The organism is Parvibaculum sp. (assembly GCF_040882025.1).
GTDB lineage: Bacteria > Pseudomonadota > Alphaproteobacteria > Parvibaculales > Parvibaculaceae > Parvibaculum.
Genome location: NZ_JBBECC010000170.1, coordinates 1 through 13,839 on the forward strand (window position 1 = coordinate 1; position 13,839 = coordinate 13,839).

The following is a 13,839-nucleotide window of genomic DNA, read 5'->3' on the forward strand; positions in this document are numbered from 1 at the left end:
TTGCTTCGTCGCTTCGCTCCTCGCAATGACGGAGAAAGAAAACGTGGATGGTCCGCCCGACGCGGGCCACAACGACCTTTCAACTACCATCAGCCCGTGGCGATATAGAGCGTCAGCGCTTCGGCCTCCATCACCGTCTCGGCGATCCGATTCTTCACCACATCGCCGATCGAAACGATCCCGACAAGCTCACAGTCCGAGATCGCTCAGGCCCGGATGTGCATCGGGGCGCCGGCCGAGCGGCCAGTGGAATTTGCGCGTCGTCCCGTCGATCGGCAGATCGTTGATGCTCGCAATGCGCCGCTGCATCAGTCCGTTTGGCGCAAACTCCCAATTCTCGTTGCCATAGGCGCGGAACCAGTTGCCGCTGTCGTCGTGATATTCGTAAGCGAAGCGGACGGCGATACGGTCGCTCTCGAAAGTCCAGAGTTCCTTGACGAGCCGGTAGTCCAGCTCGCGCGCCCACTTGCGCCGGAGAAAGTCGGCAATTGCCTCGCGGCCCGCCAGGAATTCGCTCCGGTTTCGCCAGATGCTGTCCGGCGTATAGGCCATCGCGACCCGCTCGGGATCGCGTCCGTTCCACGCATCCTCGGCGGCGCGAACCTTTTGTCGCGCGGTTTCTTCAGTAAACGGAGGAAAGGGAGGACGTTCCATCAAGACTTCCTTGCGAACGCCCCGGCCCGGGGCGGTGGTGGAGTTTCACGCGCATTCTCCCGTGTCTACGAGCAGTTCGTCGGGAAGCGCATCGAGCATCTTGCGGAAGGGTTCGGTCGACCCCAGCCCCCTGGCGAGCACGAGGCTGCCCTGAATCAGCGCCACGCCGCGCTCGGCCCGGTCACGCGCCACGTCGGCGGGGCAGCCCGTCTCGGCGACAACGCCGGCCAGCGCATCGACAAGGACCTCGAACATCTGGCGGATCGCCGCCACGTACGGGCCTGACCCGCCGATCGGCGCGGAGAGCATGTTGAGCAGGCAGGCCTGCTCGCCGCCTCGGTAGAAGCAATCGAGCTCACGCGCCATCGCCGCAATCCGCTCTCGCGGCGAGCCTTCGCCCGCGAGCGGCTCGAGTACATGCGTGGTGAGCCAGCGCCCGGCCTCCTGAAGAACTTCAAGACCCATCTGCTCCTTCCCGCCGGGAAAGCGATGGTAAAGGCTGGCCCTCTTGAGTCCGCTCGCCTCCGACAACAGCGCGAGCGACGCGCCGTCATAACCGACGTCGCGAAACGTGGCGCTCAAACGCTCGAGCAAAGCGTCATTTTCGATCAGTGCCTTGCGGGCCATGTGGCGGGCTCTCCAAATTTACCGAATGATCGGGTTAATGTCTTGACAGCGACTTGTCGAGCCTCTATTTCATTTTTACCGTTCGTTCGGTAATAATTCAAAAACGTCAAATGGAGCCCCTCATGAGCAAGACTGCCATCATCATCTATTCCGATCCCAAGGCGGGATCCGAGGAGGCGCTGGGCCGCCTCTTCAACGGCCTGTTCCTCGCCTACGAACTCAAGGAAAAGAAGCAGGACGTCGCCGTCATTTTCCAAGGCGCGGGCACGCGCTGGCCGGCCGACCTCGCCAGGACCGGCCATGCGGCGCACGGGCTTTACGAAGCGGTCAAGGATGTCGTGGCCGGCGTCTGCGGCGGTTGCGCGGACGTCTTCGGCGCGACCGAGGATGTACGAAAAACAGGCCTCAAGCTCGACTACGAGAAGGCTATCCCTGGAACCCCGGGCGTGCTCGACGTCTCGAGCTACATCGACCAGGGCTACAGCGTGGTCAATTTCTGACCTTCCCGTCCGGTGCCCGGCCGATCTCAACGCCGGGCACCGGCTCCCCTGTCTGTGGAGTGGCACGAACATGGAAAACGAGCGCCCGACCAGCGATATCGCCTTCACCGAAACGGTGAAGCAGCTTCAGACCCGCAACGGCTCGCGCGAAGCCTATGTCGGCATGGAGGCGCGCGGCGGCTGGTCCGACCGGATCACGCCCCAACTGGCGGCATTCATCGCCCGGCAGAACAGCTTCTACCTCGCAACCGTCAACGCGGAAGGACAACCCTATATCCAGCATCGCGGCGGACCGCGCGGCTTTCTCAAGCCGATCGACGAGCACACGCTGGCAATAGCCGATTTCAGGGGGAACCGGCAGTTCATCTCGCAGGGCAACCTGCTCGAAAGCGGCAAGGCCTTCATCTTCCTGATGGACTACGCCAACCGCCGCCGCATCAAGATATGGGGCGAGGCCCGGATGATCGAGGGCGACGATGCCTTGATGCAGGCGGTCATGCCCGAGGGCTATGCCGCCGCACCCGAGCGCGTGCTCATCTTCAAGGTTTCCGCCTGGGATCCCAATTGCCCCCAACATATCCCGCGCAAGATCGACGCCGACGAAGTCGACGCCATGCTGGCGGAGCGGGATCGGGAAATCGCCGAACTCAAGGCGCAGGTCGAACGGCTGCGGCAACGGGTTTGAGCACGCGGAAGCAATTCCGGGAAAGAAGCGAAACCGCCCCGGCCGCCAGCCGTCAGCCGTCAGCCGTCAGCCGGTGGCGATGTAGAGCTTCAGCGCTTCGGCTTCCATCATCGTCTCGGCGATCCGGTTCTTCACCACGTCGCCGATCGACACGATCCCGACAAGCACGCCGTTTTCGATCACCGGCAGGTGACGAAAACGGCCCGCCGTCATCGTATCCATCAACTCGTCGATCGAATCGTTGAGCGAGCAGGTCACGATGCGCGATGTCATCGCCTCGCGCACGGGCATCGTCAGCGCCGCGGCGCCGATCCGCGCGATCGACCTGATGACGTCGCGCTCGGAGACAATGCCAAGAACCTTGCGGTCCTGCATCACGACGACGGCGCCGATCCGCCGCTCGCTGAGCAACGTCGTGACCTGGCCCAGCGTTGCCGCCGGATCGATCGTCACGACCTCCGTACCCTTTGCCTTCAAAATCGCCGCAACGTTCATGGCATCTCCTCCCTGACATGTCCGGCCGTCGAGGCCGCGACCGCAGGCAAACGCCCCGACTTGAATGATGCGGCATTCCGCCGCATCCGGCAAGCCGCTATCGAAAAACTGAAGGAATCCGCGACGTAAACCGGAGGGCTTTGACTTGGCGCCCTTGCCGCCCGGATACTGGCGAAAATTCACCGAGTCCAGATCTCCCTCCCCGCAACAGCAATCCGGCTCCCCGTCATGTGGCAACGCGCCTATCTCCACCGGCTAAAGCGCGACCTCGACCTCTGGATCGAGCGCGGCTGGGTGACGGCGGCCAATGCCGACGCCATCCTGCTTTCCGCCAGCGAGCCCGGCGCCTCGACGCGCCGCATGCCGGCCATGCTGGCGATACTCGGAGCGGTGCTGATCGGCTTTGCGGTTATGAGTTTCGTCGCCGCCAACTGGCAGGATATTTCGAAGCTCACCAAGCTGATCCTGATCTTCGCGGCGATGTGGACGGCCTATGGCGCCGCCTTCGCGCTCGAGAAACGCGGCCATACGAATTTCGCGCAAGCCGCCGTGCTGATCGGTCTCGGCCTGTTCGGCGGCGGCATCATGCTGATCGCCCAGATTTATCACATCGTCACCGACGACCCCGGCGGCGTTCTTGCCTGGTGCATCGCCGCGCTCGCAACCGCGTGGCTGCTGCCGTCCCGGCCGGCACTGGCGCTCGGCATCCTGCTTGCCGTCGTCTGGAGCTGGTTCGCGCTGGAGATGAACGACAGCACGCCGCACTGGACTTTTTGGCTGGCATGGGGCGCCGCCGCCGCGCTGGCGCTGCGGCTTTCATGGACGCCGGCATTCCATCTCGTCCTGATCGCGGGCTTCCTCTGGCAGGCGATCAATGGCGATGCGATCATCGACGCCATCGGCTTTTCGCCGGCGCAGTTCACCATCCTCGTCATTATGGGGGCGCTGACGCTCTGGCTGGCGGCGCTTGTCTTCTCCGGCCGCAGCGCCCGTCTCGCCGCCGTCGCCGAAGCCTATGGCATCGCCGTCGCCTTCGCGCTTGTCGGCATTCTCCAGACCGATCCGGGATCGGGCGAACAAGCGGCGTCCAGTGTCGCGGGCCCGCTGTTCATTGCCGCGGGTATCGCGGTGCTGGGGGTGCTTGGCGGTCTCGCCGTCATGCGCGGTGGGTTGCCGGCGCGTCACCTCGCGGGCATCGCCACACTGGCGGCGCTCGCCGTCGCCTATCCGTTCATCTCCGATGCAAACGGCGCGCTGGTGCCTTGGGCTTACGCGGCGGCCATCCTGGCGCTCGCCGCCTGGCTGGTGTCCTACGGCGCCGCGCGCGGCAGCCGCTTTGCGGTGAATTTCGGTTTCGTCGCCTTCGCGGCCGAAGTGCTTTGGCTCTATTTCGAAACGCTCGGCTCGCTGCTCGACACGGCACTCTTCTTTGCGCTGGGCGGCGTGTTGCTGATCGTGGGCAGTCTCGTGCTTGAACGCATGCGCCGGCGGATCGTGCGCACGGCCGCCGAAGGGGGTGACGCATGAACATCCGTTTCGGTGGCGCGCTGATTGTGCTGGTACTGGGGCAGACGCTCTTCCTCGGCGCCATGATCTGGGACCGCGTGACGCTGCTGCGCTCGCCCGACGTCGTGACGCTGAAGACCGCGCCCGTCGACCCGCGCGACATCTTCCGCGGCGACTATGTCATTCTGAACTACGATATTTCTCAACTCGTACTCGACGACCTGGCGGGCGACGACGAATTCACCGACGGCGACCTCGTCCATGTCGAGCTTGCGCCGGGCGGCGAAACCTGGACCGCCGTCGGCGCGTGGCGCGACCGCCCCGAACCGGCGGACGGCAACAAGATCATCCGGGGACGTATCGTTTATGTCTTCGAGAACCGGCCGATCGCCCGTACCGCGGACGACATGGAAACGGAACCCGACGCGCCCTGCCCCGGCTGTACGACCGCCACCGTCCTCTACGGCATCGAAAGCTACTTCGTCCCCGAAGGCGAAGGCCGCGTCCTCGAGGACGAACGCAACGCGGGCAGCCTCACCGTCGACGTCGCGCTCGGCCGCAGCGGCACCGCGGCGATCAAGGGGCTGCGCATCGGCGGCGAACCGGTCTACGAAGAGCCGCTGTTTTGACGCGGGGATAAGTTTTCAGCGCGAAAACATGCCTCGCTCCCCCATGCAGTCGTGAACCGATCCGATACCGCCGCGACGTTCCGCCCGCGTACACGCAAACGCACCTCCGAATGCGCCGTCCGCGCAGTCCGTCTGCGTAAATGTCCTCACGCGTGTGACGGCGCGCGCACATCCGTCGTCACACGCGCGGTCTGCCTGCCCACCAAAATCAGTTTGTGACAGTCTTATGACAGTTTTTTGACAGAGGCCCCATAACGTGGAGAGAAATGTGCTAGGCGCCCCGCCAATTGCCGTGAAAACCGAAGGGCACGCGCGTCGGTAGCTCGACCCGCGCCACCGGCCCCTTTGAAATATCGTCCGTATCGAGAACAATGAAGTCGCTGCTGTTCCGCGCCGTGTCGTAGACCAGCGATACGATAAAGCCGTCGCCTTCCGCCGCATCTTCCTTGCGCGCCACGAAAACCGGCTCGTGCACATACTTGCCCGCGCCCGGCTCCCATTCCTTCCGTTTGCCCGAGGCAAGATCGATATGCACCAGCGTGTCGTAGGACGAACCCGGCGCTTCCTTCGGCCGGTTCATCGCCGCGTAGTAGCCGTGGCGATAGCCATGGCCGGCGAAACGTTCGTCGAAGCGCGGGAACTCGCCGCCGAGATCGGTGAGCACTTCCTCCGAATAGGAATCGGAATTGCTGTCGAGATCGAACGTCCAGCGCACCAGCATTCCCTGCTCGTCGGCAAGGCTCGGCGGTGCTTTCGTGCCGTCGGCGCTGGGGAAGAGCGGCACGCGGCTGTACTTCATCATGTCGGCAACAACGCGCGTGCGCCCGCCGTCGTGGCTCGTATAGGCGTTCATCGGATGATAGACGTAACAGGGATCGCCCTTGAACCAGCGGATCGTATCGGTGCTGGCGTTGCGCGCCATGATGCCGATATGCGTGCCGGCATCCGGATCCCAGGCGATCACGGGCCCGCCCTTCATGATGCGGTCGACATCGATCGTCGCCGGAAAGATCGGGAAGACCACATGTTCATCGGTCACGATGAAGTCGTGCACCATGCTCGCATAGGGCGCCTTGAAGGTTTCGCTGCGCGTCAGCTTGCCGTCGCGATCGACGACCTGGAATGAAATGTCGGGTGTCGCGGGTCCGGCCGCCATGTAACCGAAGAAAATCATCTCGCCGGTTTTCGGATCGAATTTCGGATGCGCCGTCATCGGCCCTTCATATTTGCCCTCGAAGGTCCAGGAGCCCGTCGTTTCCAGCGTGTCGCCATCCATCGCCATCGGCGAGCTGCCTTCGTCGAGCGCCATCAGCTTGCCCGCATGCCAGACGACATTGGTGTTGGCGACGTTGCGCTTGACGTTTTCGGTGCCGGGCAATGGCGCTTCGCCGAACGCCGTCGAAATCCGCCGCTCGCCGGCCTCCCGCTGCAGTTGATATTGCTCGGTTCGCACCCAGCGATTGCGATAGCTCGCCTTGCCGTTCTCGACATGGATCGCGTGGATCATCCCCTCGCCGAGGAACCAGTGATATTTTTCGCCCAGCGGCGGAAACATCGGATTGGGTCCGTTGCGATAGAGCGTACCGGCAAGAGCGGCCGGCAATTCGCCATGCACGACAAGATCCGGCGCGTCGCATTCGGCAGCAACCGGCGCGAAATTGGCCTGCAGGAAGGGATTGTTCGGATAGGGCCTGGACATGACGCGTTCCTCCCGGGATTGCGGAAAACCGGATTTATAACAGTGTTATAGCTATGTTATAGTTATCACTGGACAGACGGTCAAGCCTGATCGATAGAGAACCGCATGAGTGCCGAAGAAAAGACAAGTCCCGCCGAGAACCGCCGCAACGCCCAGCGCGAGGCGCTCTTGGATGCGGCCAGTGAAATGCTGATGCATGGCGGACCGGATGCGATCTCGCTGCGCAAGCTCGCGACAAAAGTCGGCACCTCCACCATGGCCGTCTACACCGCCTTTGGCGGCAAGGAAGGTCTGATCACGGCGCTGTTCGAGGAAGCGTTCGACCGGCTGGCGACGGCGCAACGGGCGGTGCCGCGCGATCCGGAGCCGATCCTCTGGCTTGCCAACCTCTCGCGCGCCTATCGCGACTTCGCGCTGAAAAACCCGTCCTATTATGCGTTGATGATCAGCGCCACATTGCCGGTTCCGGCGGCGCTGCGTCACGACGAACCGGCATCGAACGAGCCGGCGGCGCGCAGCATCGCGCGTCACCCCTCCTATCAGAACCTGCTGGACGCGATCGAGGCTTGCATCGCCGAAGGCAGCATGGCCGCCGACGCCGACCCGGCAATCATCGCCGACGCACTATGGGCGACCGTGCACGGGCTATGCAGCCTCGAACTGGCCGGCTTCCATCTGAGCGCCGAGGCTGCCGAAAAACGCTTCGGCGTCACGGCCGGCGCGGTGATGCGCGGCCTGCTGACGCCGAAGGGCCTCAAGAAATACGAAGGCTTCACTCGCCGGCGCTGACCGACGGAAACTTGCCGAGCGGGAACGGTTTGTCCTCGCGTGCGAAAATCACGAAGGCGAGGCACTCCCAGACATATTGAACGAGGTTGCGGCTGAAGACGCGCAACTCCTCGTTCTTGTCGCCAGTTACGAGAACGACGACGAACTGAACCGCGCCGAGAAAGATCGCGACCGAGAAGGCGACATTACCGAGAAACCAGAACACGACCATATAGAGCAGTCGCATCCACAGGTCGCGTCGTCCCGATGCTCCTGCCCCGCTATCGGCTTGCGATGCGTCCGGCTGGGGGCCCGAATGGGCAGATGTATCGCTCATGAATCGTCTCCTCCTGAAAGCCCGCGCCCGTCAAAGGCCGCTTCCCTGATGTGGTTACGGATGCGCGAGAGTCAACGGCGGCCGCTACTTCTCGCGATCTTCGCCCAGCCATTCGCCATAGTCGACATTGCCTGGTCCGCCGGAGGGCGAATAGCGGATCGGATCGAACAGGCCGAAAAGCAGCAGCCCGGCCAGGAAACCGCCGAGATGCGCCTCCCAGGCGACCTGCGCCGTCACGCCGAGAGCGCCTGAAAGCGCCGTCGCGCCGAAAAGAAAATTCAGGCCGATCCAGACGCCGACAAAGATCAGTGTCCGCCGGTCGGCCAGCGAGGCGAGGATGCCGGCCCGGCGCCGCGGCGCGCCGCGAAACCCCTGCCCGCCGCCCAGCGCGCCGATCGGCCCGTCGCCGAGAAACACGAAACGCGCCGCCCCGCCCATCAGCCCCGAAATCGCCGCCGAAGCGCCGACCACCGGCATCGGCGAGGCGGGATAGATCAGCACATGAAGAAGCGCGCCGGCGGCGCCACAGAGAAAATAGAAGAGAAAGAAGCGCAAGACGCCAAACCGCCGGGCAATCGGCGAACCAAAAGCGAGCAGCCAGACCGAATTGACGATCAGATGCGTCCAGCCGCCATGAAGGAATGTGTAGGTGACAGGCGTCCAGAGTTCGGCACCAAGCCCGCCCGGCAGTCCTTCCACCACGCCGTCGTAACGCAGGGGCATGAGCGCGAAGAGCAGGAGCACCCGGTGCTGCGCCTCGACGGGCAACCATTCGATCAGCAGATGCACACCGACAATGGCGACGAGCAGCGCCAGCACCGCGCCCGGAACATTGAAGGCCGGCGGTTCCTTGTGGGGCGAAGCCTCGCCCTGCCGCGGATCAGCCATTGGCAAGCGCCGCCTCGACCAGCGGCAGCCGGTCGTTGCCGAAATACATGTCGGTCTTGTTGACGAACATTGTCGGCGACCCGAAACCGCCGCGCGCGATCAGCTCTTCGGTATTGGCGCGCAAGCGTGCCTTGATGTCGTCATCCTTGATCCGCAGGCTGACCGCATCCCAATTGAGGCCGGCCGTGGCGCAAATTTCAGCGAGGACGTCCGGCTGGCTGATGTCCTTGAGGTTGCCCCAATAGCTGCGAAAGGTCGCCCAGGCGAAAGCCGGGAGCCGGCCTTCGTCCTGCGCTACGATCGCCGCGCGCATCGCGTCGACCGACCGCACCGGAAAGACCGGCGGCTGGCCAATTTCGATGCCGCAATAGCGCGCCCAGTCGCGCAGATCCTTGACATAGTAGCGCGCCTTGACCGGGTGTGGATTGGCGCGCGCCTCGTAAACGCTTTCGTTAACCGCATTGAAGACGCCGCCCACCAGAACAGGCCGCCAGTCGATCTCGCTGCCTGTCCGCCCGGCCAGCGCTTCGATGCGGCTGAAAGCCAGGTAGGTCCAAGGGCTGGAGCAGTCGAAGAAAAATTCAAGCGTCGCCAAATCGTCGTTTCCCTTGATGGGTATGGTTTACAGAATTGCGGCGGAGTTTCACCCGCATGGCCTGATCCCGCAACCTGCTTTCAGACACCCCGCGATTGTGCCAATGCCGGACGGCATTAACGTTTCGTTTACGTCTCCAGGCGGGACCCGGTCCGCTCCGCCTGGCTGCCGCCCTCTCGGTCCTCACCCTCCAGACCGTGAGAATCGCCCGAAAACCAGTTGTTTTTCGCAAGTCTTAACGAAACGTGACGGCTGGCACAGCGGTTGCAATCCCCATGGCAACCGAACGGTCGGCGGCGCGCCGGCAGAATCAAAAAACAATGATCGCCAGCGCCAACCGGACGACCGATGACCATCAGGAGGCCAACGTGTTTACAACGGCTCTGTCGATCGCGACGAACAAGGGACTGCCCAGGCGAACGCTGGGGGCCCTCGCTATGGCATTCGCCCTCACCGGCTGCGTCAGCGCAAATGCCGGATCGGATGGCCGCTATGCGACGCCGATCGGCAACGCGCCCGTCATCACCAACGAGACGCCCTATTCCAACGCGCTGCGTTGCCTCGCCAGTCATGTGCCGGGCAGCACGGCGGCGACGCGCATTGCGGTCGGCAACATTCGCGACTACACCGGCAAGCAGGAAGCCGACGGCACCGGCATGAAGGTCACGCAGGGCGCCTCGCTGATGGCGATGTCGGCGCTGGGCAAGGCCGGCGTGCCGCTGGTCGAACGCTACGACACGGCGATCACCGAACTCGAACTGAAATACACCAACAACAAGCTGATCGGCGACGGCGGCCCGGAAGACGACTACCGCAAGATCTATGCGGGCGAAATCCGCGGCAGCGACTACTACCTCGTCGGCGGCATCACCGAGCTGAACTTCAACATCCATTCGGGCGGCCTCAATGCCGGCTTTGCCGAAGGCGGCGACATGGGCGCGGGCGCCAACGTCTCGGCCTCGGCCTATGTGATGAATATCGGCCTCGACCTGCGCCTGGTGAACAGCCGCACGCTCGAAGTCGTCGACTATGTGTCGTACCAGAAGCAGATCGTCGGCCGCGAAATCCGCGCCGGTGTGTTCGACTTCTTCGGCGGCAACCTCTTCTCGATCGGCGCCGGCACCGGCGGTCAGGAACCGGTCCAGCTTGCGGTGCGCTCGGTTATCGAACGCGCGGTGCTGAAGCTCCTCGTCCCGCTCTATGCCGTCAACCCGAGCGATTGCGTCCGCTTCCCCGGCAACAAGGATCCGATGGGCCAGATCGACTATCGCCAGGCCAATCCGGAAGCCGTGCAGCCGGCCGCCAACCGCCAGCGCGTCGCCGAGGCCCGGCCCGCCCCGGCGACCGCCCGCCCGGCCCGTGCCGAGCGGACCGAAAACGATCCCTACGCCTACTACAGCGAACCGACCTTCAACGACGGTCTTCGCGGCGGCCTGAACTAAACCCTTCACCGACAAGATCGCCGATGACGCCCAACGAAAAATCCCACAAAGCGTCATCGGCCACACCCCTCAGCCTGTCTGCGCCTGGTCGGCCTCCGGCCGGACACTGAGAGCCCGCGCGGAGCTTGTCCGCCAACCGAAGTGGAACATCGCGTTTCGTTCCGCCTACGGACGACCACTCGGGGAGGGCTTGGCCCTCCCCCTTTTTTTGACAGCCCGGCACAGCGAAAACGGGCTTCACCCCCCCTCTGTCATCGAACTGTCATAAATCTGTCACAAAGCGTCACGGGCGGGGGACAAGCCATGCGCCGGCCCGGGGACAACCATCCTTTATCCCCGCTTTCCGGGTCAGCCGCCCTCTCCTCTCCCCCTGCCTCGCGCAGAACGGCACCGGAGGGCACGGCAAAAAAGAAACAGACACGCCCCCTGCAATAACCTCTTGGCGAACCGGGCGCGATGGATTATATTGGCAGTTGAAGTGCCAATATAAAGGCTGGGAGCGAAATCATGCGTTTGAGGACTTTCGGAGCAGCGTTGCTGCTGGCGGGCGTTTGCGCCCTTTCGGCGGCCCTGCCCGCAGCGGCGGACACATCGTCGCCGGACGGCAAGTGGCGCGTCTACCACCCACAGAGCGGCCAGCCGCACATGATCGTCGAGATCGAGCAGACGGACGGCACGCTCGAGGGCCATATCGTGGAACTCGCCGACGGGCCGAAGGACGCCGTCTGCTGGAGCTGCTCGGGCGACAATCACAACAAGCCGCTTGCCGGCATGAAGATCATCTGGGACGCCAAATGGGACGGAAAGGGCTGGAGCGGCGGCTCCCTGCTGCGGCCCGCGACGGGCATGGTCTCGCCCGCCTATTTCGAACTTGTGCCGGGCGGCAAGGCGCTTCAGATGGTGACCGGACGCGGGCCGCTCCGCGTCTCCCAGAAATGGGAACGGGTCGAGTAAGACGAACCCCGCCTCCCGGCGAGCCGGGCCCGGTTGCGTCAATCGCGTTGCATCGATACTTCGACCACCAATAACGGGAAACGAAGGAGAGAGACATGACACCGAGAGCCTGGACCACCGCGCTTCTGCTCGCCGCGGCTTTCGCGCTGCCGGCGGCCGCCGACACTTCATCGCCGCTCGGCAAGTGGCGCACCTTCGATCCCGACACCGGCGCATCGAAAACGGTGGTCGAGATCGCGGAGACGAACGGCACGCTGGAAGGCACGGTCGTCGAACTCCTCGACGACGGCGAAACCGTCTGCTCCAAATGCGACGGCAACAAGAAGAACCAGCCGCTGGTCGGCCTGGTGATCCTCTGGGGCCTGACACCGGACGGCGACGAATGGTCGGGCGGCACCATCCTCCGCCCCGCCAACGGCAAAACGGCGGATGCCAGCATCGAACTCGCCGATGGCGGCGCGAAGCTCGACGTGACGGGCCGCAAGGGTTTCATGAGCAAGACCCAGACCTGGGAACGGGTCGAATAACGAAAGAAGCGGGCGCGCGGCACCCCTCCTCTCCGCCTCGTCATCCCCTCGCTTGCGAGGCGCGCGAAGCCGCAAAACCCGCCAACGAGAACGGGGAGGGGCCCCCACCCTCCCCGTTCACTCGTCTGCCTTCGCCGCGCCGTGCACGGACGATCGCTCAGGCACGGTAATTTAGGGCCAACCGAGCCCAACCGAGGCCCGCAAGCCCTATCGCGTCGGCAGGCGCTCGAATGCCGGCAGGCCGTCGGGGATCTGGTGGAAGGGCTGCTTGTCGATCGTGTAGATCGCCATTTTCGGACCATCGAAAAGCGCCGGGTCGTCGAGCGTGCCGACCTTCACAACCACGGCGGGCAGGCCTGACGGCCGCGTGACGATATGCGTGCCGCACTCGGCGCAGAATTCGCGCGTCACGGGGTTTTCAAGATCGCTGCGCGCGAACCGGCTGGGCGTTCCGCCGGTGTAGCTGAAGCCGTCCGCCGGCATCAGAAGAAACATGTTCGGCGCGCCACCGGAGATGTACTGACATTCGCGGCAATGGCACTGCGCCTTCATCATCGGCTCGCCCTCGGCCACATAGCGCAGCTTGCCGCAATAGCATCCGCCTTCCAGTTTCATTTCGCGCTCTCCCTGTGTCATCGCCAGGCCCTTGAAATATCCGGACATGGTGCGGCAACGCCGGTGAATACTATAATGTGCCGCTCAAAGGGAGAACAGCGCCATGGCGAATGTATCCGGCGAGAAGCGCACCGATGCCGGTTCGCGCGTGATCAGGGCCTTGCCGCAGAAGATCTACCGGGCGCTGCTCGATCCCGCTGCCGTTGCGTCATGGCGGCCGCCGAAAGGCATGAAGGGCGAAATCCATACTTTCGAGCCGCGCGAGGGCGGCCGCTTCCGGATGTCGCTCGTCTATGCCGGTACCGATCACGCGCTGCGCGGAAAAACATCCGAACATGCCGATGTCGTCGAAGGACGGTTTCTGAAACTGGTGCCTGACGCGCGCGTCGTCGAGCTGGTCGAATTCGTCGCCGACGATCCCGCCTTCGCCGGCGCCATGACGATCACCACGACGCTCACGCCCGTGCCGGACGGCACCGAGGTTCATATCGTCTGCGAGAACGTGCCGGAGGGCATCAGCGCCGCGGATCATCAGGCGGGCATCGCCTCGACGCTGGAAAACCTCGCGGCGTTCACGGAGTGAGGCGTCCGTTGCCGGTTTGAAGGGCGCTATCCCGGGCTCGCCGCCGAGCCGGCGAGCAAGCCGCCATCGATGCCGATCTCGGCGCCGGTGATGTAGGTCGCCTCGTCCGATGCCAGCAGCACCGCCACCGCCGCCACTTCCTCGGGACGGCCGAAGCGGTGCAGCGGCGTGTCCTTCAGCAGCGCCGCCGTCCGTTTCGCGCGGTCGGGGCCTGAGCCCAGCATCGCCTCCCACATCGGCGTCATGATCGCGCCCGGATGGATCGAGTTGCACCTTATGGTGAGCCCTTGACCGGCGCACCAGAGCGCGACGGTCTTCAGTTCGGAACAGGGTCG

General features: G+C 64.1%; 18 protein-coding genes. 9 read left to right on the top strand and 9 right to left on the bottom strand.

What is annotated here, in order from left to right; translation table 11 throughout:
- Positions 1-189: 189 nt before the first annotated feature.
- Entirely contained in the window at positions 190-654 is a 465-nt protein-coding gene (locus tag WEB61_RS12385) for a DUF1348 family protein (RefSeq protein ID WP_368064644.1), read from the bottom strand.
- Between the two features lie 45 nt (positions 655-699).
- Positions 700-1,281: a TetR/AcrR family transcriptional regulator gene (locus WEB61_RS12390; RefSeq protein WP_368064645.1), complete on the bottom strand. Its 582-nt coding sequence runs from the start codon at positions 1,279-1,281 to the stop codon at positions 700-702.
- Between the two features lie 122 nt (positions 1,282-1,403).
- On the opposite strand from WEB61_RS12390, the gene WEB61_RS12395 reads away from it, so the two are divergent.
- Entirely contained in the window at positions 1,404-1,781 is a 378-nt protein-coding gene (locus WEB61_RS12395) for a DsrE family protein (RefSeq protein WP_368064646.1), read from the top strand.
- Positions 1,782-1,851: 70 nt separating this feature from the next.
- Positions 1,852-2,466, top strand: coding sequence for a pyridoxamine 5'-phosphate oxidase family protein (locus tag WEB61_RS12400; protein ID WP_368064647.1), 615 nt, complete (start codon positions 1,852-1,854; stop codon positions 2,464-2,466).
- 66 nt (positions 2,467-2,532) lie between these two features.
- On the opposite strand, the gene WEB61_RS12405 is transcribed toward WEB61_RS12400, so the two are convergent.
- Entirely contained in the window at positions 2,533-2,961 is a 429-nt protein-coding gene (locus WEB61_RS12405; RefSeq protein ID WP_368064648.1) for a CBS domain-containing protein, read from the bottom strand.
- A gap of 228 nt (positions 2,962-3,189) precedes the next feature.
- Here WEB61_RS12405 and WEB61_RS12410 point away from each other — a divergent pair, with 228 nt between their 5' ends.
- Both WEB61_RS12410 and WEB61_RS12415 read left to right on the top strand, forming a co-directional pair.
- Complete coding sequence (locus WEB61_RS12410; protein ID WP_368064649.1) at positions 3,190-4,488, top strand: DUF2157 domain-containing protein; 1,299 nt, start codon at positions 3,190-3,192, stop codon at positions 4,486-4,488.
- Positions 4,485-5,096 carry a GDYXXLXY domain-containing protein gene (locus WEB61_RS12415; RefSeq protein WP_368064650.1) on the top strand — a complete coding sequence of 204 codons (612 nt, stop codon included), beginning with the start codon at positions 4,485-4,487 and terminating at the stop codon, positions 5,094-5,096. Before WEB61_RS12410 ends, WEB61_RS12415 begins: the two co-directional genes overlap by 4 nt.
- 271 nt (positions 5,097-5,367) lie before the next feature.
- On the opposite strand, the gene WEB61_RS12420 is transcribed toward WEB61_RS12415, so the two are convergent.
- On the bottom strand, positions 5,368-6,795 hold the full coding sequence (locus WEB61_RS12420; protein WP_368064651.1) for a carotenoid oxygenase family protein: 1,428 nt from the start codon (positions 6,793-6,795) through the stop codon (positions 5,368-5,370).
- A gap of 105 nt (positions 6,796-6,900) precedes the next feature.
- Between WEB61_RS12420 and WEB61_RS12425 the strand changes: the two genes are divergently transcribed.
- Positions 6,901-7,584, top strand: coding sequence for a TetR/AcrR family transcriptional regulator (locus tag WEB61_RS12425; protein ID WP_368064652.1), 684 nt, complete (start codon positions 6,901-6,903; stop codon positions 7,582-7,584).
- Here the strand turns inward: WEB61_RS12425 and WEB61_RS12430 are convergent.
- The 3 genes from WEB61_RS12430 to WEB61_RS12440 form a co-directional block, all read right to left on the bottom strand.
- Positions 7,568-7,900 (bottom strand): DUF4389 domain-containing protein, encoded by a 333-nt coding sequence (locus WEB61_RS12430; RefSeq protein WP_368064653.1) that lies wholly within the window; start codon positions 7,898-7,900, stop codon positions 7,568-7,570. The genes WEB61_RS12425 and WEB61_RS12430 overlap by 17 nt on opposite strands.
- 84 nt (positions 7,901-7,984) lie before the next feature.
- Entirely contained in the window at positions 7,985-8,788 is an 804-nt protein-coding gene (locus WEB61_RS12435; protein WP_368064654.1) for a rhomboid family intramembrane serine protease, read from the bottom strand.
- Entirely contained in the window at positions 8,781-9,383 is a 603-nt protein-coding gene (locus tag WEB61_RS12440) for a 2-hydroxychromene-2-carboxylate isomerase (RefSeq protein ID WP_368064655.1), read from the bottom strand. Before WEB61_RS12440 ends, WEB61_RS12435 begins: the two co-directional genes overlap by 8 nt.
- 437 nt (positions 9,384-9,820) lie before the next feature.
- On the opposite strand from WEB61_RS12440, the gene hfaB reads away from it, so the two are divergent.
- The 3 genes from hfaB (at position 9,821) to WEB61_RS12455 (ending at position 12,306) form a co-directional block, all read left to right on the top strand.
- Positions 9,821-10,825, top strand: coding sequence for a holdfast anchoring protein HfaB (gene hfaB, locus WEB61_RS12445; protein ID WP_368064656.1), 1,005 nt, complete (start codon positions 9,821-9,823; stop codon positions 10,823-10,825).
- A 507-nt stretch (positions 10,826-11,332) separates the two neighbouring features.
- The gene (locus WEB61_RS12450; protein ID WP_368064657.1) at positions 11,333-11,779 is read left to right on the top strand and encodes a DUF2147 domain-containing protein; all 447 of its coding nucleotides are present in this window, start codon (positions 11,333-11,335) and stop codon (positions 11,777-11,779) included.
- A 95-nt stretch (positions 11,780-11,874) separates the two neighbouring features.
- Positions 11,875-12,306 carry a DUF2147 domain-containing protein gene (locus WEB61_RS12455; protein WP_368064658.1) on the top strand — a complete coding sequence of 144 codons (432 nt, stop codon included), beginning with the start codon at positions 11,875-11,877 and terminating at the stop codon, positions 12,304-12,306.
- A gap of 207 nt (positions 12,307-12,513) precedes the next feature.
- On the opposite strand, the gene WEB61_RS12460 is transcribed toward WEB61_RS12455, so the two are convergent.
- Positions 12,514-12,921 (bottom strand): GFA family protein, encoded by a 408-nt coding sequence (locus WEB61_RS12460; protein ID WP_368064659.1) that lies wholly within the window; start codon positions 12,919-12,921, stop codon positions 12,514-12,516.
- Positions 12,922-13,024: 103 nt separating this feature from the next.
- On the opposite strand from WEB61_RS12460, the gene WEB61_RS12465 reads away from it, so the two are divergent.
- Entirely contained in the window at positions 13,025-13,504 is a 480-nt protein-coding gene (locus tag WEB61_RS12465) for an SRPBCC family protein (RefSeq protein WP_368064660.1), read from the top strand.
- A 26-nt stretch (positions 13,505-13,530) separates the two neighbouring features.
- Here WEB61_RS12465 and WEB61_RS12470 read toward each other — a convergent pair.
- Positions 13,531-13,839, bottom strand: a 309-nt coding sequence (locus tag WEB61_RS12470) for an SDR family NAD(P)-dependent oxidoreductase (protein WP_368064661.1), incomplete at its 5' end; no start/stop codon positions are given.

What these genes read in the sequence shown, in the direction of transcription:
- WEB61_RS12415 (WP_368064650.1), top strand. Translation starts at nt 4,485, where the DNA reads ATGAACATCCGTTTCGGTGGCGCGCTGATTGTGCTGGTACTGGGGCAG.
- WEB61_RS12385 (WP_368064644.1), bottom strand. Translation starts at nt 654, where the DNA reads ATGGAACGTCCTCCCTTTCCTCCGTTTACTGAAGAAACCGCGCGACAA.
- WEB61_RS12455 (WP_368064658.1), top strand. Translation starts at nt 11,875, where the DNA reads ATGACACCGAGAGCCTGGACCACCGCGCTTCTGCTCGCCGCGGCTTTC.
- WEB61_RS12465 (WP_368064660.1), top strand. Translation starts at nt 13,025, where the DNA reads ATGGCGAATGTATCCGGCGAGAAGCGCACCGATGCCGGTTCGCGCGTG.
- WEB61_RS12400 (WP_368064647.1), top strand. Translation starts at nt 1,852, where the DNA reads ATGGAAAACGAGCGCCCGACCAGCGATATCGCCTTCACCGAAACGGTG.
- hfaB (WP_368064656.1), top strand. Translation starts at nt 9,821, where the DNA reads ATGGCATTCGCCCTCACCGGCTGCGTCAGCGCAAATGCCGGATCGGAT.
- WEB61_RS12395 (WP_368064646.1), top strand. Translation starts at nt 1,404, where the DNA reads ATGAGCAAGACTGCCATCATCATCTATTCCGATCCCAAGGCGGGATCC.
- WEB61_RS12390 (WP_368064645.1), bottom strand. Translation starts at nt 1,281, where the DNA reads ATGGCCCGCAAGGCACTGATCGAAAATGACGCTTTGCTCGAGCGTTTG.
- WEB61_RS12430 (WP_368064653.1), bottom strand. Translation starts at nt 7,900, where the DNA reads ATGAGCGATACATCTGCCCATTCGGGCCCCCAGCCGGACGCATCGCAA.
- WEB61_RS12420 (WP_368064651.1), bottom strand. Translation starts at nt 6,795, where the DNA reads ATGTCCAGGCCCTATCCGAACAATCCCTTCCTGCAGGCCAATTTCGCG.
- WEB61_RS12410 (WP_368064649.1), top strand. Translation starts at nt 3,190, where the DNA reads ATGTGGCAACGCGCCTATCTCCACCGGCTAAAGCGCGACCTCGACCTC.
- WEB61_RS12450 (WP_368064657.1), top strand. Translation starts at nt 11,333, where the DNA reads ATGCGTTTGAGGACTTTCGGAGCAGCGTTGCTGCTGGCGGGCGTTTGC.
- WEB61_RS12425 (WP_368064652.1), top strand. Translation starts at nt 6,901, where the DNA reads ATGAGTGCCGAAGAAAAGACAAGTCCCGCCGAGAACCGCCGCAACGCC.
- WEB61_RS12460 (WP_368064659.1), bottom strand. Translation starts at nt 12,921, where the DNA reads ATGAAACTGGAAGGCGGATGCTATTGCGGCAAGCTGCGCTATGTGGCC.
- WEB61_RS12435 (WP_368064654.1), bottom strand. Translation starts at nt 8,788, where the DNA reads ATGGCTGATCCGCGGCAGGGCGAGGCTTCGCCCCACAAGGAACCGCCG.
- WEB61_RS12405 (WP_368064648.1), bottom strand. Translation starts at nt 2,961, where the DNA reads ATGAACGTTGCGGCGATTTTGAAGGCAAAGGGTACGGAGGTCGTGACG.